General features: G+C 42.9%; 17 protein-coding genes. 11 read left to right on the forward strand and 6 right to left on the reverse strand.

From position 1 onward, the window contains the following. Positions 1-4: 4 nt before the first annotated feature. On the reverse strand, positions 5-1,825 hold the full coding sequence (locus WCM76_02450) for an ABC transporter ATP-binding protein (GenBank protein MEI6764471.1): 1,821 nt from the start codon (positions 1,823-1,825) through the stop codon (positions 5-7). A gap of 453 nt (positions 1,826-2,278) precedes the next feature. On the opposite strand from WCM76_02450, the gene WCM76_02455 reads away from it, so the two are divergent. The 10 genes from WCM76_02455 (at position 2,279) to WCM76_02500 (ending at position 15,385) form a co-directional block, all read left to right on the forward strand. Further along, a complete protein-coding gene (locus WCM76_02455) occupies positions 2,279-7,483 on the forward strand; it encodes a T9SS type A sorting domain-containing protein (protein ID MEI6764472.1) in 5,205 nt (1,734 codons plus the stop codon). A 116-nt stretch (positions 7,484-7,599) separates the two neighbouring features. After that, a complete protein-coding gene (gene rbfA, locus WCM76_02460) occupies positions 7,600-7,938 on the forward strand; it encodes a 30S ribosome-binding factor RbfA (GenBank protein ID MEI6764473.1) in 339 nt (112 codons plus the stop codon). 5 nt (positions 7,939-7,943) lie between these two features. Then, positions 7,944-9,173, forward strand: a complete 1,230-nt coding sequence (locus WCM76_02465) for an FtsX-like permease family protein (protein MEI6764474.1) — start codon at positions 7,944-7,946, stop codon at positions 9,171-9,173. Between the two features lie 64 nt (positions 9,174-9,237). After that, a complete protein-coding gene (locus WCM76_02470) occupies positions 9,238-9,582 on the forward strand; it encodes a hypothetical protein (protein ID MEI6764475.1) in 345 nt (114 codons plus the stop codon). Positions 9,583-9,596: 14 nt separating this feature from the next. Continuing rightward, entirely contained in the window at positions 9,597-10,793 is a 1,197-nt protein-coding gene (gene hflX, locus WCM76_02475; GenBank protein MEI6764476.1) for a GTPase HflX, read from the forward strand. Positions 10,794-10,815: 22 nt separating this feature from the next. After that, positions 10,816-11,577: a glycosyltransferase family 2 protein gene (locus WCM76_02480; protein MEI6764477.1), complete on the forward strand. Its 762-nt coding sequence runs from the start codon at positions 10,816-10,818 to the stop codon at positions 11,575-11,577. Further along, positions 11,543-12,595 (forward strand): glycosyltransferase family 9 protein, encoded by a 1,053-nt coding sequence (locus WCM76_02485; protein ID MEI6764478.1) that lies wholly within the window; start codon positions 11,543-11,545, stop codon positions 12,593-12,595. The genes WCM76_02480 and WCM76_02485 overlap by 35 nt, the downstream gene beginning before the upstream one ends. A 136-nt stretch (positions 12,596-12,731) precedes the next feature. Then, positions 12,732-13,511 carry a hypothetical protein gene (locus tag WCM76_02490; protein ID MEI6764479.1) on the forward strand — a complete coding sequence of 260 codons (780 nt, stop codon included), beginning with the start codon at positions 12,732-12,734 and terminating at the stop codon, positions 13,509-13,511. 49 nt (positions 13,512-13,560) lie between these two features. Continuing rightward, a complete protein-coding gene (locus WCM76_02495) occupies positions 13,561-14,226 on the forward strand; it encodes a hypothetical protein (protein ID MEI6764480.1) in 666 nt (221 codons plus the stop codon). A 1-nt stretch (position 14,227) separates the two neighbouring features. Next, entirely contained in the window at positions 14,228-15,385 is a 1,158-nt protein-coding gene (locus WCM76_02500; protein MEI6764481.1) for a hypothetical protein, read from the forward strand. Between the two features lie 3 nt (positions 15,386-15,388). On the opposite strand, the gene WCM76_02505 is transcribed toward WCM76_02500, so the two are convergent. The 3 genes from WCM76_02505 to WCM76_02515 are packed head-to-tail and all read right to left on the reverse strand — an operon-like array spanning position 15,389 to position 17,678. Then, positions 15,389-16,345, reverse strand: a complete 957-nt coding sequence (locus tag WCM76_02505) for a YihY/virulence factor BrkB family protein (GenBank protein MEI6764482.1) — start codon at positions 16,343-16,345, stop codon at positions 15,389-15,391. 18 nt (positions 16,346-16,363) lie between these two features. Then, complete coding sequence (gene nadC, locus WCM76_02510; GenBank protein ID MEI6764483.1) at positions 16,364-17,215, reverse strand: carboxylating nicotinate-nucleotide diphosphorylase; 852 nt, start codon at positions 17,213-17,215, stop codon at positions 16,364-16,366. Positions 17,216-17,264: 49 nt separating this feature from the next. After that, complete coding sequence (locus tag WCM76_02515; protein MEI6764484.1) at positions 17,265-17,678, reverse strand: DUF4783 domain-containing protein; 414 nt, start codon at positions 17,676-17,678, stop codon at positions 17,265-17,267. Between the two features lie 271 nt (positions 17,679-17,949). Between WCM76_02515 and rlmH the strand changes: the two genes are divergently transcribed. After that, positions 17,950-18,423: a 23S rRNA (pseudouridine(1915)-N(3))-methyltransferase RlmH gene (rlmH, locus tag WCM76_02520; protein MEI6764485.1), complete on the forward strand. Its 474-nt coding sequence runs from the start codon at positions 17,950-17,952 to the stop codon at positions 18,421-18,423. Here rlmH and WCM76_02525 read toward each other — a convergent pair. Together WCM76_02525 and WCM76_02530 are read right to left on the reverse strand one after the other, a co-directional pair. Continuing rightward, the gene (locus WCM76_02525; protein ID MEI6764486.1) at positions 18,414-19,556 is read right to left on the reverse strand and encodes a glycosyltransferase family 1 protein; all 1,143 of its coding nucleotides are present in this window, start codon (positions 19,554-19,556) and stop codon (positions 18,414-18,416) included. The genes rlmH and WCM76_02525 overlap by 10 nt on opposite strands. Before the next feature lie 32 nt (positions 19,557-19,588). Further along, positions 19,589-20,818 (reverse strand): sigma-54 dependent transcriptional regulator, encoded by a 1,230-nt coding sequence (locus tag WCM76_02530; protein MEI6764487.1) that lies wholly within the window; start codon positions 20,816-20,818, stop codon positions 19,589-19,591. Positions 20,819-20,869: the final 51 nt, after the last annotated feature.

A 20,869-nucleotide genomic window follows, 5' to 3' on the forward strand; every position in this document is an offset into this window, starting at 1 on the left:
ATTATCAGGAAAAAGCCTGAAGGTCGCACAATTTTCTGTACACGCCGTTTTTGGCAGTGAGTTCGGTATGATTACCCCGTTCAACAATTTCGCCTTTCTGTATCACTATAATTTCATCGGAATACTGAATGGTTGAGAGACGGTGCGCAATAACAACGGATGTACGGTTTTTCATAAGTTTCATCAAGGCATCCTGAACCAGACGTTCCGATTCGGTATCAAGTGCCGAAGTTGCCTCGTCGAGAATCATGATGGGCGGATTTTTAAGAACGGCCCGGGCAATACTGATTCGCTGTTTTTGTCCACCCGAAAGTTTCATACCACGATCACCAATATTAGATTGGTATCCGTTTTCCATTTCCATAATAAAATCATGTGCATTGGCAATTTGCGCTGCGCGTATCACATCCTGCTCAGAAACGTTCTTCATGCCGAACGCAATATTATTATAGACAGAATCATTGAACAGAATACTTTCCTGAGTAACAATACCCATGAGGCCCCGCAGGTCTGAAATTACATAATCTTTTACATCGTGCCCGTCGATGATAATCTGACCTTCGCTGCAATCATAAAATCGGGGCAATAAATCAACCATGGTCGTTTTTCCTGCACCCGACGGACCAACCAGCGCTATCATTTTACCTTTTTCAACTTTAAGATTTATGTTGTTCAGCACAGGCTCATTGCCGTATTGGAATCCCACATTACGAAATTCTATTTCGTCTTTAAACTCTTTGACGGCAATAGCATCGGGTTTTTCAATGATAACCTCTTCCGCTTTCAGTATTACCTGAATGCGTTCAACAGAGGCAGCCCCTTTTTGAACGTTATAAAACGCGGCAGTAAATGATTTGGCCGGAGGAAGTAATTGTGAAAACAGTCCGAGATACGTAATAAACACGGCAGCACCCATTCCTGAATCATTTGACAATACGAGTTTTCCGCCCACATACAGAACAGGCACAATTACAAGGATGGCCAGAAATTCGCTGAGTGGTGCGGCTAAATCGCGCTTGCGGTAAAGGCGAACCATAAGTTTAGTGTAAACAATATTTTCTTTTTTAAAACGCTCTTGAGTGCTGAAGATGGCGTTAAATGCTTTAATGATGCGGAGTCCGGAAATAGTTTCTTCAATCAGAGCGAGCAATTCGCCCATCTTTTTCTGTCCTTTTTGCGATGTCCGCTTCAGGCTGCGCCCTATCTGACCAATCAGATAGCCTGCAATTGGCAACAGTACCAATATAAATAATGTAAGCTGTGGACTGATAATAAATAATGTAGCAAGAAATACAATGATGGTAATGGGTTCTCGGAATATCATTTCCAGTGAACTCATGATAGACCACTCTACTTCCTGCACATCGGAAGTCATGCGCGCCATGATATCACCTTTGCGTTGTTCGGTATAGAAGGCAAGCGGCAATATCATAATTTTAAGGTACAGTTCATTTCTGAGATCCTTAACAACGCCATTGCGTACAGGGGCCAGATAATACATGGCCATATAGCGAAACAGATTTTTCAGAAAGAACAGAACGACCATGCTCAGACAGATATAGAGCAATGCTGTCATTTCGCCGTTGTTTCTTATTGTCTCGCTTATAAAATAATAGAAGTTCTGCTTGATAGAATCGGGGTTGAACGACAATGGAGGTGCAGACGTAACAGCTTCCTGAGTTTTGAAAAGTATGTTCAGGATAGGAATTGCAAGTACCAAGGAAACCACTGAAAAAGCAACCGCAACAATGTTGAATACAATATTGGCAAGAGCATATTTCCAGTAAGGAATTGCGTAGCGAAGAATGACAATCAGTTTTTTCATTTACTCTGTTTCGGGAAGAAAACGACTTCCGGTATTTTTTATTTCAGCAAAGATATAATATATAATTGTGACGGTCGAATATCGCCGTTCCTCACTTTTGGCTATCATTTTTGAAGAATAGCGATGAGAGTCTCTTGATTTTAATCAATTGAGATTGGGATAACAATGCAAGCAAATGAAAATGGCATAATATATAACAGCCACTTAATCAATTGTAAATGTGTGCATTAAAAGCCACATATTGAAAAATAGCAGATGTGCTATGGCAGAAAAAATAAAAATCAGTCAGCTGTAACCAAATTTTAAAAATTGCGTTCAACGACATTATTTTGATGTTTGTCGATAACTTTTCCACGTTTATTTGTAATTTTATTAGTTTTATATAGTACCTTTATAGAATAAAATCATGTTATTAAAATTTCATTAGAAAAGCATTAATTTTATCGTATCTTTATGAAAACAAAATCTACATCTACAAACAATATGAAGAATTCACTCACTAAAATTACCAATATCAGAGGACTGAGGTTCTTGGTTCTAATATTCATGCTTACACTTACGAGTGGCAGCGTTTTTTCCACGAATTATTACTGGGTTGGCGGAACAGGCTCCTGGACTATGCTAAACCATTGGGCAACCACATCGGGTGGCACGACAATGCACACGACATTACCCGACATGTATGATGACGTGTATTTCGATAATCATTCCTTTCCGACTGGAGGAACAATAACTGTTAACGGAACACCTGTGTGTAATGACCTTAATTTTACAGGCGTTACAGGCACTCCCACTCTTGCCGGCTATAATTTACTGAAGATTTACGGTTCGCTTACGCTGGCAACCGCCATGAATATTACTTACATCGGCTCAATTTATTTTGAATCCACAATGCCCGGCTGTACAATAAATACAAAAGGGAAAACACTGCTCAGCCATGTTTATTTTAACGGTGTGGGTGGCGAATGGACACTTGCGGACTCATTATCGTTAGGCAACAATAAATCAGTGTATTTATATAATGGCAGCCTTATCACTAACAATAAAAATATTTCGTGTTACAAATTTTCTTCAGACCGGATTTTTCCGCGTAGCCTTATCTTAGGAAGTTCTATAATCAGAATCCATGATAACACTTCGAGTGCCATGGCTATTTACCTGGAAGATTTGTGGTTTGATGCAGGTTCATCAAGTATCCGTTTTCTTGGTCAGACAGGTCCTACGGGCGGCGGTTTGTACATCAGCGATCAAAACCTAGGGCTAACGGCAGATTTTAACAATGTTATGTTCGGGTATCCGAACGGAGCATCAACACTGAACATTTCACTGAAATCAATCTGCAGTTTCAATCAGTTGACATTCCTTGGGGATGGCATTATCAATGGTTCAAACACGTACAATAACCTCATTCTGACACCGGGGAAAAGCTACACACTGCAATCCAGAAAAAAACAAACAATAAACGGTACACTTAGCGCAACGGGTGGTTGCAGCGGTTATATTTCTATTCAGTCATCCATTGCAGGCACCGTAGATACCATTTATAAGTCATCAGGAACAGTAACACTTGCCAAATGCATTTTACGCGACATCTGTAAATCGGGTGCCGCAGCGTTCACTGCCAGTTCGTCAATAGATTTGGGCAACAATTCCGGATGGAGTTTTACCGCACCTTCTTCTACTACTTATTACTGGGTTGGTGGCACAGGCAACTGGGAAAGCCCTGCGCACTGGTCATTAACAAGTGGAGGTGCCGGCGGCAGTTGTATTCCCGGTCCCGCCGATAACGTAATTTTCAATGCGAGCTCATTTAATGGTGCCGGACAGTCGGTAACGGTAAGTGGAACACTCGCCTGTTGTAAGAATATGACCTGGACAGGCGTAAACAACAGCCCGACTTTTGCAGGCGCCTCAACTGCGATTTTAAAAGTTTTCGGGTCGCTGAATATGAATGCGAATTTTAATTTTGGTTTTACAGGAAATGTACATTTTGCAGCCGCTACCACAGGTAATACAATATCATGCGGTGACAAGACAATCAACGGAGATATTTATTTCTTGAGTTCAGGTGGCTGGGGTTTATCCGACAGTCTGATTTTAGCAAGTGGAAAGTCAATATTTCTTTATACCGGATCACTGGCTACCAATGGCTATAAAGTTTCGTGCACAAAGTTAATTTCCGATTTAACAGGAAACCGCGGTCTTTCCTTTGGTAGTTCAGAAATTGTTTTAAGCAGCACTCTGCTGTCAGGAGCCATGGTACTGAACATGACCAACCTTGTTTTTGACGGTGGCACATCACTGCTCAGGTTCACAGGAACTTCAGGTATCAATGCCGGAGGATTCACTATTTCCGGAACAAACGCCGCACCAACAAACCTATATGATGTAGTTCTTTCATCGGCAGGAGCTTCATCCAGTATTTATGTACTTACTGCAGGCGGTGCGGCTTTTCATGATGTAATCTTTCAGGGTTCAGGGAGTATTTATGGTAAGAATACATACCACGACCTGACGTTTACTTCCGGAAGCTCCTATTTTCTGCAGGCAGGAAAAACACAAACGATTACCGGAAACTGGAATGCTTCAGGAAATTGCAGTTCATATATTATAGTACAATCCAATACTTTTGCGAGTCCGGCCTCAGTGATAAAAACTACAGGCACTGTAAGTACCGACTACATTCTTCTTAGAGATATTCAGGTTTCGGGCGGGGCAGCATTTTCAGCCACGAATGCAACAAATATGGGTGGTAACAGTGGCTGGACCTTTTCGGCTCCTGTTTCTAGAACATATTACTGGATAAGCGGCAGCGGCTCATGGAGCAACCAGTCTCACTGGTCGTTAAATAGCGGAGGTACCCCGGCAGCATGTCTTCCGGGTCCGAATGACAACGTTGTTTTCGATGCCAATTCATTTCTCGGAAGCGGTTCCATTGTAACCATTGATCCTGTTCCTGCTTATTGCAAAAACATGATTTGGAATCATCCATTGAATAATCCGACCTTCGGTGGAACGGCAGCATCAACCATCAGGATTTTTGGTTCGTTGAATCTGTATACCGGAATGGTATACAATTACAAGGGAAAGCTTTATTTTGAATCGGGAGATACAACCAATGTAATTAATACATCGGGGAAAACAATCACGAGTGACATGTATTTTCAGGGAACAGGCGGATGGACGCTTGCCGACAGCCTGAAAACAGGACCTACAAATTCTATATTTTATTATATGGGAGCTTTCAATACGGCTAATTACAATATTACAGCGCTCCGTTTCACTTCTGACAAGACCACCAACCGAAAATTGAAGCTTGGTTCATCAACGCTTACTTTATCGGGAGCTGGTGGTGTTCCGGCAATCTACCTGAATACAGTAAACTTGGCAGTCAATGCAGGCACATCCCGTATTGTACTTCCAAATTATTCAGGTGTAACAGCAGGCATTGTTTGCCTCGTAAACGGTCTGCCAAATTCCACTATACAACTTTATGACGTTGTATTCTCAGCGACTACGGGTACAGCAAGCATCAGCACAAACGGGCAGCTCACAGCCAGTTTCCATAAGGTAACGATGGGTGGAAGCGGTAAAATTCTGGGCAATAATTATTTTGAGACTCTGTTATTTGCTCCTGGGAAAAAATACACGCTGCAGTCAACAAAAACACAGACAATAACAAGTTACTGGGGATTTTCAGGCCAGTGCAGCATTCCCGACACTATCATTTCATCCATTACCGGCAATCCGGCGAAAGTATCAAAAGTATCAGGTATTGTGAGCGGTTTCAACATTGTTATGAGTGATATTTCGGCACTTGGTGGTGCCACATTTAATGCGTTTAATTCAACGGATCTTGGTGGTAACACCGGATGGAACTTCACAACACAGGGAACACTCGGAAATCCGGGAATCATCAGCGGTCAGGCAAATGTGTGCGTAGGGCAGACTGCAACGTATTCGGTTAATGCTATACCGGGAGTTGTAAGTTATAATTGGACATTGCCTAGCGGTGTTTCTCTTGTTACGGGACAGGGAACAAATTTAATAACTGTAGTGATTGGAAATATTACGACTGCGACAATCTCAGTGAATGCATACAACGGTTGCATCACATCCACATCATCTTCAAAAACATTAACTGTTTTTACAATCGGCTTTAATGCAGTTCCACCGGTATGTCAGAATGCAACACCTTTCACATTAACAACCGGAACTCCTGCAGGTGGTACGTATTTCGGTAACGGCGTTACAGGTAGCCAGTTCAATCCGGCAACAGCCGGTATAGGCACGCACAATATCGGATACGTTTACAACACCGGCGGCTGCATTGACACGGCTTTCCAAACTGTGAACGTTATGGGCGCCCCGAGTACACCAAGTCAGCCGACAGGTCAGACTGTTGTGTGTCAGGGATCTTCGAACATTCAATATGCTACAACCGTTGTCGGTAGTGCAATAGTGAACTGGAGTATAACACCCGCAGGCGCAGGCACAATTACAGGAACAGGAATAACCTCAATTGTAAACTGGAACCCGGGATTTGCAGGTGTTGCAGTAATTTCGGCCACAGCGAGTACCAGTTGTGGAACCTCGGCAGCTTCATCAGTAAATATTATTGTGGGTCAAGGCCCGACAGCTCCTGCGCCAATTACCGGTCCGGTATCTGTTTGCCAGGGCACACCGGCTTCAACATTTGGAACCTCATCTTATGCCAATACCGGATTCATCTGGTCAATATCACCGGTTCAGGCCGGCGTTATCAATGGAGTAGACAGCACGATAAATGTACTGTGGAATCCGGCATTCAGCGGCAATGCAATAATTACTGCTGCGGCATACAATAGTTGTGACACCACTGCCTCCGTGAACTTCACAATACATGTTGATACCCTTGTTGCACAGCTTATTTTCCACAACGGGCAGGGTACCGTTTGCCAGGGAACTGACAGTGTTCATTATGGTGCATCATGTTATAACGCAAGTGGCTATTTCTGGACACTCAACCCATCAAACGCAGGTCAGCTGTTACAATCAGGATCGCATGCCATTGTAAACTGGGATAGCACTTTTACAGGGCTGGCAACCATTTTGGTATATGCTTATAATAACTGTGATACTACCTCACCTGTAAGCATGCAGGTATCAGTACTGCCCGGACCGCCTCACCCCACGGTAACTCTTGCAGGATATTTATTGACAAGTTCGACAGCGCCATCCTATCAATGGCTGCTTAACGGGCAACCGATTCAGGGAGAAACAAACCAGTACTGTACGGCATCAGCAACAGGCTATTATTCAGTTGTGGTGGCAAACACATACGGATGCAACGACACTTCCGATCTCATATTTATCGACTACATTACCGGTATTTCAGATATGCCGGGCACTGGTTTTGGTGCCGAAGTAAATCCGAATCCAATGACTGATGGCGGCCAGATTGTTTTAAATCTGAATAAACAGGCGCGCGTAAATATTGAGTTGATTGATGTTACAGGGCGGATTCTTGTAAGACTAATCGATGGTATTGACACACCTGCAGGCCGAAACTCATTTATCATCACCAAAGAACAACTTGACACGTATCACGGAGTATACTATTTCAAAGTCAGTGCAGGTGAACAAACCAAAATTTTGCCTGTGGTTATAATGGATTAATCCTCCTTAATATTAAAAAAAGAGGCGGCTCTGCTGAGACCGTCTCTTTTTTTGTTGAATTCCGGGAGTTTTGCAGTTTAGATGTAAATAGCCTTTAATGTTGTACTTTTGCATTTATGGAAACAATCAGACAGAGCAAGGTGTCCCGTTTGCTCCAGAAAGAAATCGGGGAAATTATTCAGCAGGAACAGCGCGGATTGTATGGTAATTCTATGATTACAGTTACCCGTGTTACTATCAGCAAAGACATGATGATGGCGCGGGTTTTTGTAAGTCTGTTTGCCACAAAAGATAAAAAAGTGCTGTTTGACCTGGTAAAACTGAATACTGCTGAAATAAGAAGATTACTGGCTATGCGCATCCGGCATCAGCTGCGGGCTGTGCCTGAGCTGGAATTCATTCACGACGACACCCTCGATTATCTGGATCATATCGATGAACTTCTAAAGCAATAAGCAGATTGAAATTCGCATTTTACATAGCGCGCCGCTACCTGTTTGCGAAAAAATCGCACAACATCATCAATATCATTTCGGGAATTTCAGTTGCCGGCATCACTATGGGAACCATGGCGCTTATTATTGTGCTATCGGTATTCAACGGTTTTGAGAACCTTGTGGTAACGCTTTTCAATTCATTCAATCCCGATATACGTATAACTGCAAACGAAGGAAAAACCTTTGATGCCGCAGTTTTTCCATCGGACCAATTAAAAAGCATACCCGGAGTAGCTTATTACACTGAGGTTATTGAGGAAAATGCACTTCTCAAATACAAAGACAAACAGTTTGTTATCGCTATAAAAGGTGTCAGTTCAGATTTTGACAAAACCAGCAACATCAGGCAGATGATGACAGAAGGCGACTATGTTCTTCAAACAGGAAGCAATGATTTTGCGCTGGTTGGTCAGGGAGTGGCCTACTCACTTGGATTAGCGCTGCGTGATTATGAAAATCCACTTACTGTTTATGTACCGCGGCGTAATGCCCGTGCCAGCTTTGATCCTGCGGAAGCTTTTAACAGCCTTACCATTCAACCGGCGGGTGTGTTTTCTATTCAGCAGGATTTTGATATCAAATACGTAATCGTGCCACTGCGGTTCTGCCGACAGTTGCTTGATTATAAAACGCGGATAAGCGCTGTTGAAATAGGCATTGGCAAAGGAGAAGATCAGGAAAAAGTACAGCGTGAAATACAAAAAATTGCCGGCGACAATTTTTCTGTAAAAAATCGTTTTCAGCAAGAAGAACTGTTGTATAAAATCATGAAATCGGAAAAACTTGCGGTATTCATCATCCTTTCGTTTATATTGTTCATCGCAACTTTCAACGTTATTGGTTCACTTAGCATGCTTATTCTCGACAAGAAAAAAGATATTGCCGTGCTCACGAGTCTGGGCGCCGATGAAAAACTTATACGGCGCATTTTTCTAATCGAAGGTTTGCTGATTGATTTATTGGGCGGCGTTCTTGGATTAGTATTAGGCGGAATAATCTGTTGGCTTCAGCAGACCTTCAGTTTCATCACGATACAAACAAGCAATTCATTTGTTGTAGATGCTTACCCTGTAAAAATGGAAGTCATGGATTTTCTGTTGGTGTTCGGCATTGTATTTATTATCGGGTTTGCGGCATCGTGGTATCCCGTAAAATATATTTCCAGGAAATACCTTGGCGGAAAACTGGCATAACTCATGAACAGGGCATTCTGATAAGAAATTCGTATCTTTGCTGATATTAACCATTTGCGTCCTTATGGAACCTATAAAAACATTGTTTCCGTTGTCAACCTGGATGCTGCGCCTCGCGGTTCTGCTCATTGTGTATATTTGTTTTTTTGTTGAATACCGTACGCCAAATTTCAGCAGCACCAATTTTTATATCGCAGTAGCTTTTGGCTTTTTCGGAATGCTGCTGTTTATCGGCGGATTCCTGAAAAAAAGCGGGCTGACAATGCTTTCCGCAGCACTGTTATTCATTGGATGCTTGTATAAAATCATTTCATATTACGCATTTTCGCATGGACGGTTTGTTGCCATTTTCGGTGTATTTGCCGCCATCACCTTCTTTTTTATTGCCAATGGTAATAAAAAGAAATAAATCCAAACTCTACCTTGATAGAAACAGAGACCAATAAAGAACGGGCAGTGCTTATCGGGCTTGTTACGCCCAAACAGGATAAGGACCGCGCCGGCGTTTACCTGGACGAACTCGCATTTTTACTTGAAACAGCAGGCGGCAAAGAGATAAAGCGATTCATTCAAAAAGTTGAATCGCCTGATTCGCGCACCTTTGTGGGCTCGGGAAAGCTTCTCGAAATAGCGGAATACATCAAAGAACATGAAATCAATACGGCTATTTTTGATGATGCCCTGTCGCCTTCGCAAATCCGGAATCTCGAAAAAGCGCTGAGTTGTAAAATCCTCGATCGCAACAATCTCATCCTTGACATTTTCGCATTCCGCGCCAGCACGTCGTATGCACGCACACAGGTTGAGCTTGCCCAGTACCAGTATCTGCTGCCACGCCTTACCGGGATGTGGACCCACCTTGAAAAACAACAGGGCGGTATCGGTATGAAAGGTCCCGGTGAAAAAGAAATTGAAACGGACCGTCGTGTTATCAAAGACCGGATTACTTTTCTTAAAGAAAAGCTGAAGACCATCGATAAGCAAAAAGTTACACAGCGTAAAAACCGTGAAGGACTGATACGAGTTGCACTTGTTGGCTACACCAACGTAGGCAAATCGACGATCATGAATGTGTTGAGCAAATCGGAAGTTTTTGCCGAGAATAAATTATTTGCGACACTTGATACAACCGTCAGAAAAGTGGTGGTTGGCAACCTTCCGTTTTTGCTGACGGACACCGTAGGATTTATTCGTAAGCTGCCGCACGACCTGGTTGAATCGTTCAAATCAACACTGGACGAAGTGCGGGAAGCCGACTTACTGTTACATGTTGTGGATATTTCTCATAATGATTTTGAAGAACAGATAAACGTAGCGCGTCAAACGCTGGCCGACATCGGTACAGCCGACAAGCCAACCATCATGGTATTCAACAAAATTGACCGCTATTCCTATGTTGTGAAGGATGAAGATGACCTGACTCCGGCAACAAAAGAAAACCTCAGTTTTGAAGAATTGAAACAATCGTGGATGGCATCTGAGAATACACCCTGCATTTTTATTTCGGCAACGAAAAAGAAACAAATTGATACGTTCAGAGATATGCTGTATTCAGAAGTTCGTAAATTGCATATCAAACGATATCCGTACAATAATTTTTTATACCCTGAATTGCCGTAGCATCAACGTATTTTTTTGAAAAATGGAACAAACGAAATTATCGGTTGTAATTATCACCTTCAATGAAGAGCGCAATATTGAACGCTGTATCCGCTCGGTCGAAGGAATTGCCGATGATGTAGTAATCCTTGATTCATTTTCAAAAGACCGCACATGCGAAATTGCCGCAATGCTAGGTGCACGGGTTGTGCAACATGTGTTCGACGGGCATATTGAACAAAAGAACCTTGCCATCACCCATGCAAAATTTCCATTTATCCTTTCGCTTGATGCTGATGAAGCACTCTCTGACGAGTTGAGGCAATCTATTCAGGAAGTAAAAAACGACAAGCATGCAGACGGCTATTCGATGAGCCGAATTACGAATTATTGCGGTAAATGGATTCATCATTGCGGATGGTATCCAGACACTAAACTACGGCTGTGGGACAGCACCAAAGGTCGTTGGGGCGGAATCAATCCGCATGACAAGTATGAAATGGATGCCGGATCAGGTACGGAGTTATTGAAAGGCGACATTCTGCATTATTCATATTACACACGCGACGATCATCACAAACAAGTCATTAAGTTCACAGACATTGCATCGACAGCTCTTTTCGCAAAGAAAAAAAAGATTACTGTTGCCGGAATGCTTATCCGGACAATAGCCAAATTTTTAGGAATGTATGTGTTCCGTCTGGGATTTTTAGACGGTAGTGCAGGATTCACGATTTGCCGGATTTCGGCTTATGCAACCTATTTAAAATATGCGAAGCTCAGGCATCTTTATAAAAAGGCGTAAGCGCAACCTTAACGGGAAGCGTGTAATCATCAGCCGTACCGACAGCATTGGCGATGTTGTGCTCAGCCTTCCCGTGGCAGGCGTTCTGAAAGAACTCTATCCTGAATGCACCATAATTTTTCTTGGAAAAACCTATACTAAAACACTTATTGAACACTGCAGTAATGTTGATGAATTTGTCAACTGGGATGAGATAAAGAGACTCGATAAATCAGGGCAGGCCGAAGCTTTTCGTCAATTAAATGCTGATGTAATTATTCATGTTTTCCCGGTAAAAGCGATTGCGGTCGCTGCCAAAAAAGCACATATTAAAATTCGTCTTGGCACCACAAACCGGCTGTGGCACTGGCACACATGCAATTTACTTACCCGGCTCTCGCGTAAAAATTCGCCCTGGCACGAATCGCAACTTAACCTTAAGTTACTGATACCATTCGGAGCCATTTCGACATATCCCATACATGAGATTCCCGCCTATTACGGATTGCAAGAGCCCGGACTTCCAAAACCCGAAACAAAAAAATTGCTGAAGGCCGAACAATTCAATCTTATACTACATCCCGGGTCGAAAGGAAGTGCCCGTGAATGGGGCGTTTCAAACTTTGCTTCGCTTATTGAAATACTGCCACCAGAAAAATTCAACATTTTTATAACGGGTACTAAAGAAGAAGGCGAATCAGTGAACGACGCTTTAATTGCCCCATACAAACATGTTCATGACCTCACCGGCAAGCTGACACTGGATGAGTTGATTTCGTTTATTGCTGTTGCCGATGGCATGGTTGCATGCAGCACCGGGCCGCTGCATATAGCCGCAGCGGTAGGAAAATACGCTATGGGAATCTTTCCTCCGATACGGCCCATGCATCCCGGAAGATGGGCCCCGGTCGGAATCAATGCATCCGTTTTCGTAGTGGATAAAAAATGCAGCAAATGCAGGAAAACAAAGGATTGTGAGTGCATACGCAGCATAAGGCCGGAGCAGGTTAAGGAGCGCCTGATGGAAGTGTTTAAGTAAATGATTATAGAGCTCAGACATAAGATGAAAGATAAAAAAAACAATTAATCCCGTTCATAATTTTGCTGAAAACCTTACCGAATAATTATTGACCAAATCGTCAGAATTGTGTAGGTTTGTATATAAAAATACTGTTATGCGGAAATCATTTTTACTCCTGATACTTTGCCTTCCTTTATTTGCCATGGCACAGGATGATGTTGTGGTTAAAGGGAATTATTACGGATTCAACCTTTATGTAATGAATCCATCCGTCGGTGCCGGTTTTTGTGTAACTCAGGTGCTGGTAAATAACAAACCGACCAGCGACGAGCTCCGTTCTAACTCGTTTGAAATAGATCTGTCGTTGCTGGAACTCAAGACCGGTGAGCCTGTAACTGTGGTGATAAAACATACGGCAGGCTGCACTCCCACTGTCATCAACCCAAAAGCACTTGCAGTAAAGCAGCAATTTTCGTTTTTATCTGCAAAAGCAGATAAAACAGCCAAACTTAACTGGACCATCAAAGGCGATATTGGCGAAGATGCTTTTATTGTTGAACAGTATCGGTGGAACAAATGGATGCAGATAAGCGAAGTGCCTACACAGGATACCGTAAAAAAAGAACAATTCAGTTTTGAAACTCATCCGCACTCAGGTATAAATACGTTTCGGATTGTACATACCGATAATACCGGAAATCCCGTTTACTCCAAATCCATAAAATACACTTCTAAAAATCCGGAGATAACAATTGAATCGCTGAAAGTGGTTGATAAAATTGTATTCTCGGCTGAAACCATGTGGGAGATTTTTGACCTTACAGGAAATTTCATCAGTGAAGGTTACGGCAAGGAAATTGAAGTGCAAGACTTTGAAAAGGGCAAATACTGGCTCAACTACGACAACAAGTCTGTAAATTTCACCAAAAAATGAGTTAAAAGGCGTTTGCCTTCAGCATAATTGCGAATTTAAATTTTTTATCATGGAACAAAGGCAACAGGAATACCTGGAGTACTACCGTGTACGCATGGAAAAATACCGGAATGACCCGGTGTTTACAAACAGCTTTCAAGCTGAAAAAGCTATTTGCGAAGCGCTTGAATCCTCATCAACACTGGAGGAATTTAAAGAGAAAATGGAGCGCGGACAGCTTGCACTGAACAATGCGAAAGCACAAGTACGCGATAAAGAAACCGCCCGAAAAAAGCTGAATGACGAGCTCCTTGAAAAGATAAGAGTAAAATCGTCGGAACGCATTCTGGACATGTTGGATTCCGCTACATCCGACATGGACATCATCAGCAAAGTCAACGAAATAGAGACAAAAACGAATATCGAGATTTCCGTTGATCTGTTTACCTCCGTTTTTTATTCGGATTTTATGATGCTCGAAAATCTTGAAGTGTGGGAAAATGCCGAAATACCTTCCGAATGGAGAAAAGAATTTACTGACTGGGCGCAAGAACGCGTTGAAGAAGACCGAAGAATCTGGAAAGAGCAGTATCTGTTCCGGGCACGGGAATGGAAACCCGATTGGGAATTTGATGTTGACCTGATATGGGAAGACCGCCACCGACGCCTTATTCCGGTGCCCGATGCCATGATTATTAAACGAATTGAACAATTCAAAAAGCTGAAAGGGATTTAATATGCCTATAGAAAAAACCATGGCCGATGCTATTCTCGGCACTTTCAGAACCATGTACAACGACCTGGCGGCTCAAAACCTTTCGGGTGAAGCGTTTGACCGCATGAAGGCCGCACTGGATAAAATGGAACAATATGCAGCAGAAATGGACGATATGACATCGTTCTCGACCAGACTCAATACCGAAGGTCTGTATGTTGGTTTCAGCACGGCATACGGTGAGGTATTAGCCGAGGAAGGAAGAAAAAAATATTCGAAAGTTACAGACGACAGCGAATTGCTTGAGATGACTATAAAGTCGTACCAAGATTCAATTGTCAGCCTTAAAGACACTCCCGCGGGAGAAAAAATAATACCGCTTTTGCAGGAAGTAATCGCCCTCGGACGATCCGGAATTTCTTATCCTGTATTTTTACGCACCTGCGAAGAAAAAGGAATTTACCGTGCCATGGACGGAAGTGCGCTCACGCTTGATGCACTTGAGACGGAACGTGAAATTGGCGAGATGTTCCCATTGCCTGTTTATTTGAAAAAAGCGAATGTCATGATTGCATATTATAAAGAACTCGCAGCAAAATCGCCTTTCGGAATGCCCGATTCTTTTCTGCTTGGATTGCATCGCATACTTACCGATTGGGAATATGCACCCGAAGATGCAATGCGAAGTCTGAAAATCAGGCTGTGGGATAAATTGCTTGAGCTGATGAACGACTGGGTGGATGCGCATTGTGATTTTGCTCCTCACGACGATCGTTGGGCCGATGTACGAGGCATGGAATACACTATGAAAAATATAAGACGTACCAAAGAATGCAATCCCGGATTCTTCCGTTACCGGGAAAAAATTCTTGGTGAATATTTCGGTATGAACTGGGACGATGTTTTCAAAGATGCACTTTATCTTGAAGAGTTATCATACGGACATATGTGGCATTCCGATGACTCCATCGAACTGATGCGAAAAGCCTATCAATACTGCGTTCCGGGAAATGCGCCCACATCTGAAATTATAAAAGAGGCCGAAAGCATACATCGCGATAAACGCTTTAAACGACCCCATTGTTTTCAAATGAGTGACGAAGGGAAACAGAAATTTATGAAGGTTTTTGGCAAAGCAAAATATGATGAAATGATAGGTCAGTATGCCGATAAAGAATAGCACCTACTGCTCCTTGAAATCCAGTTCTTCATTTTGACCGCGCTGCTCACGCGCCTCGGAGATACTGGCATTGAGCTCAAAGCCTATCAGTAGTGCCAGTGCATTCAGGTAGAACCACATCAGAATTACAAGCAGCGTTCCGATAGAACCGTAAACGGCATTGTATTTTCCGAAATTATTTACGTAGAAATTGAACCCGATGATAGTAGCAATACAAAGTATTGTTGCGAGTGTTGAGCCTGCAGAAATAAACCGAAAGCGCTCTTTACGCGCCGGGGCAAGATAATAAAGAAATGATATCCCGAAAAAGACCATCAGAATTGCCACAATCCATTTGCCCGCCGTGATGAGATAAATGACCAGGTTGCTGGTAAGAAAGCCGTGAATAACAAAGTATTTTAACCCCGCTGTTCCTATAATAATGAGCGAAATTGCAATGGAAGTAATGACCAGAAGTATGATAACAAGTACCAATGAAACCAGATACTGCTGCCACATTTTACGTGTTTCAATGCTGTGATAAGTAGCGTTGAACGCGGTTATAACGCCCAGTACACCTGTCAGTGAAAAATACAATGCCATTACAAAACCCACTGAGAGCAACCCGCCGTGCTGCCGCATTACAATATCTTCAATTGTTGATTTTACGATAACATAAACATTCTGCGGAAGCAAATCCTGAATAGTGGCGAGCAACGTATCGTGAAAACCCGCAACAGGAATATAAGGAATCAGTGTAAAGAAAAAGATGATTGCAGGAAACAACGCTACAAAAAATTTAAATGCAATGGAAGATGCACGGGTTGTAATGGAGCCATTCAGCAAGCCACGCACAAAAAATGCGGCTACATCATAAAGCGGCATTTTATCAAAACCCGGCAATACGATGGTTCGCGAGAGTTTTAATAAGGATGCCACAGGCGTCCAGCGCTTAACTTTTTCCAGGAATTTCTCAGCCATCAATAAATCTTATAATGGTTACACCACAGCCTTCAGGCTCAGGTCAAGACTTTTGATTTGATGCGTAAGGGCACCGACAGAAATATAATCTACACCGCACTCAGCATATTCTCTGATATTGGAATAGGTGATGCCTCCGGATGCTTCGGTTTCGTAGCACTCACCAATAACCGCAACAGCTTTTTTCAAATCCCGCGGATTAAAATTATCCAGCATGATTCGATCAACGCCGCCCGTAGCAATGACTTCGTCCAGTTCTGTGAAATTTCTTACTTCAATCTCAATTTTAAGATCCTTGCCAATCGCTTCAAGATATTTTTTTGTTGTATGAATGGCATTTGCAATGCCTCCGCTAAAATCAACGTGATTATCCTTAATCATAATCATATCATACAGCCCCATGCGGTGGTTCTCTCCGCCCCCGATACGTACAGCCATTTTCTCAAACCAACGCATATTGGGTGTTGTTTTTCGTGTATCCAGAATTTTCGTATTTAAACCCTGAAGGCATTCCACGTATTTATGGGTTTCGGTGGCTATACCACTCATGCGCTGCATAAAATTAAGCACCAGGCGCTCTGTTGTGAGCAATGAGCGCTCCGGACCTTCAACAATAAATGCAATATCGCCCTTCTTAACGGCCGTGCCATCCTGAATCAGAATGTTCATAACCATAGACGGGTCGAACTGTCTGTAAATCAATTGTGCAACTTCAACCCCGGCAAGTATTCCGTCTTCTTTCACAAGCAGCCTTACTGCGCCTCTTACTCCATCGGGAATCGTGGCAAGTGTAGTATGGTCACCATCGCCAATATCTTCCTTCAGCGCGATTGCTATCAGGTTATCGACCGTCATTTGTTCCATCATAATATCTATTGAATCTTCAGAAAAAGATAAAACTCATTCATCCTAAAACGGATTATTCCTCTTCAAATTGCAGCACTACGATTAATTGTTGCCCGGCCGATTTCTTCAACAGGTAATATGCCCTGAAGCTGCCGGATGCTGTTTTTAATGTGCCAATGGCAAACTGTGAGCCTTCGCCCGATGAACCCTGCTGATTTACCGTAAAGGTAACCGGTGCGTATTGTGAAAAGAAATTTTTAACGATAATCTCAGCCTGTGATTTGCTGTAGGTACCTTCGTTGCCGGGAACAGTGAGGTCGAGCGTGGCACTGAAGTAATTGGCTAAGGACTTTGAATCACCACTACGGATATAGGAGGCAATGCTTCCGTTAATATCCTGTTGGTCAATATTTATAGTGGAATCAATGGGCGTTGCCGATAAATGAAGTCCGGCGAAAAGGAGCGATATGAATGCTAAATATTTCATTTTTGATGATTTTGTTTGCAGATAAAGCAATAATCAAGCCACTTAAACAACAAAAACAGCATGCTGAATGGTCAAAAATACGAAAAGAAATTGGAATATGACTTTGTGCGGCAGATTTACTTCATCGTTAGTTCAATTCCAGTTTGGGCAGGGCCATTCGACAGGTTCACTGACCTTTCTTTGCATCAGGCTCACCTGAATAACAAAAAGTGCGACGCTGTCCACGAAAATTCTGTGTATTTTTGATTGCCTCAACATAAGAATTGCAATAATGAAAATATCGCTGCTGCTGACCGGCAAGACCGATGATGCAAACATTCAAAAAGCAATTGCCGAATATGAAAAGCGGTTGAAATTCTACGTTCCGTTTGAAACGATTGTGATTCCCGCGCTTAAAAATATAGGGGCGCTCAGCCATGCGCAGATTAAGGAAAAAGAAGGCATTGCAATATCGCAGCACATGGAAAAAGCAGACGCTGCGGTGCTGCTCGATGAGCGTGGCCGCGAATTTACCTCCACAGAATTTGCAGAATTTGTGCAGTCAAAGATGAATGCAGGCACACGCCATCTGATGTTTGTAGTGGGCGGTGCGTTCGGTTTTTCGGAAAGTGTTTATAAAAAGGCACATGCTAAAATCGCGCTTTCAAAAATGACGTTTCCGCATCAGATGGTGCGTCTGGTATTTGCAGAGCAATTATACCGTGCCATGACCATTCTGAAAAACGAAAAATATCATCACGACTGATTTGTTTCGGAAGGCAAACATTTTTCAATCGATTTCCAAAGATTTTCCGCGGTTTTATCCCAGCTGAAAAATGTTTTTCGCTGATTTCCTTTTTGAATCAGCTCAGCGGCAAGTCCATTCTCTGAAACAATCCTGTTCATGGCATCTGCAATAGAGGCAGGTGAGAACGGATCGATGAGTAGAGCGGCATCGCCCGCCACTTCAGGCATAGATGTAATATTTGACGTGATTACCGGTACCCCGCAGTGAAACGCTTCCAGGATAGGAATGCCGAATCCTTCGAAGCATGAAACATACGTCATTGCAGAGGAAGCACCGATGGCTTCATTTAATTCATGGGCTGAAAGGCGACCCGCAAAAATGACATCATCACGGTAGTGCATATTGCTGTAAATACGCTCAATTTCAGAAGTCCACCATTTCTTGGCACCGGCAATTAATAGCTTTACCTCTTGCGGACTAGATTTTCTGAATAGTTCATAAGCCAGAAAAAGATTTTTCAGATTTTTGCGTGGATGCAGCGCGCCCACAAAAATGAAATAATCATGACCACCGGCAAATTTTTGCTTCGTTCTTTGTTTTTCCGATTCTGAAATCGGGTGAAAATGGGCTCCGGCGCCGTTATAAACCACGTCAATCAGTGATTCCGGAACATTGTATGTTTTACAAATATCGTTTTTCGAAAATTCTGAAACAGTTGCAATTCGTGCAGCTTTCCGCGCAAAGCGGGGAAAAAAATAACGATAATATTTGCGAACCAGCCATGGCAGGTCGTTCGGATAATGTTCGAAATTTAAATCGTGCATTACCGCAACTGACGGAACTTTTGTTGACAGCGAACAATAGCCGTCGGGCGAAATAAAAAGATCGGCATTAACCTTACGAAGCATGCGTGGTAATGAATATTCAAACCAGAGATAAAACAGAAACGGATGCCTTGCCTGTGGACCGATAATGACCGGTCTGACATTCTCAGAAAATATAAAATCCTTGCTGTACGGGCGGTCGAAGATAAAATAAAATTGATGTTCTTTGTGAGCACTGGTTATTCGCTTGAGTGTTTCAAACGTAAACCAGCCAATCCCTTCGAGACGGTCTTTAAGCAATAAGCGGGTGTTGACGGCTATTATCATGTTATCCCGGTAAGGACATTATTGGGATTAATCTACTGGTCGATGTCGTATTCCTTAATTTTGCGATACAAGGTGCGTTCAGAAATTCCAAGTTCCGCTGCCGCATTTTTGCGTTTGCCTTTATATTTTTCAAGTGCCCGTTTAATCAGGTCTTTTTCGCGATCGGTAAGGGAAAGCGATTCTTCCAGCACAACTGAGTCATCAAGCGGCTCCGATGCACTTTCGGGAGACGAATGGTGGATGGTAACGGAATTATTATCGCGCATATACGAATCGTATTCGGCAGTAAACTTCTTCATCACCTGAGTATCGTTATCGTTCACATCAAGTGACAGACCTTCGGTTTTGATAATTTCGCCCACCAGTTGCTTCAGGTCGCTGATATCTTTGCGCATCTCAAAAAGCACGCGGTACAAAATATCACGTTCCGAGATTTCTCCTTCATGATCCTTTTTAAAAGGCACCGGCAATTTCGACTCCTGTATTTCCGGAAGATATCTAACCAACGTTGAAGCTGTTACGAGCCTTGTTTTTTCGATGATTGATATTTGCTCGGTGATGTTCTTCAACTGCCTGATATTTCCCGGCCAACGGTAGTTTAACAGCAGTCCCTGACCATCTTCTTCCAGCTGTAGCGATGGCATTTTATATTTTTCTGCGAAGTCAGAAGCAAATTTGCGGAACAACAAAATGATGTCTTCTTTGCGTTCACGCAATGGCGGCATGAAGATGGGCACAGAGTTCAGCCTGTAATACAGGTCTTCTCTGAATTTCCCCTGTTGAATAGCAATAGGAATATTGATATTTGTCGCCGCAATGATGCGGACATTTGTTTTTATTACCTTCGACGAGCCCACTTTCAGAAACTCGCCCGATTCGAGCACGCGCAGCAGCCTTACCTGCGTTTGCAGCGGAAGTTCGGCAACCTCATCAAGAAAGATGGTGCCGCCGTTAGCCACTTCAAAATAGCCCTTGCGTGCCTCATGTGCCCCGGTAAACGAACCTTTTTCATGACCGAACAATTCGGAGTCAATGGTACCTTCGGGAATAGCGCCGCAATTCACAGCAATATACTGCCCGTGTTTGCGCGCACTAAGCTGGTGAATAATCTGAGGAAAAAACTCCTTCCCGGTACCGCTTTCGCCGGTTATCAGCACGCTGATATCGGTGGGTGCTACCTGCCGTGCAATATTAATTGCATTTTCGAGTAATGGTGAATTACCAATAATCCCGAAGCGCTGTTTTATTGATTGAATTTCCATGATATGGCTTGCAAATAGGTTGCAAAGATACGAAAACGCGGTTAAAAATCC

It is taken from the genome of Bacteroidota bacterium, from assembly GCA_037133915.1.
Classification (GTDB): Bacteria; Bacteroidota; Bacteroidia; order Bacteroidales; family CAIWKO01; genus JBAXND01.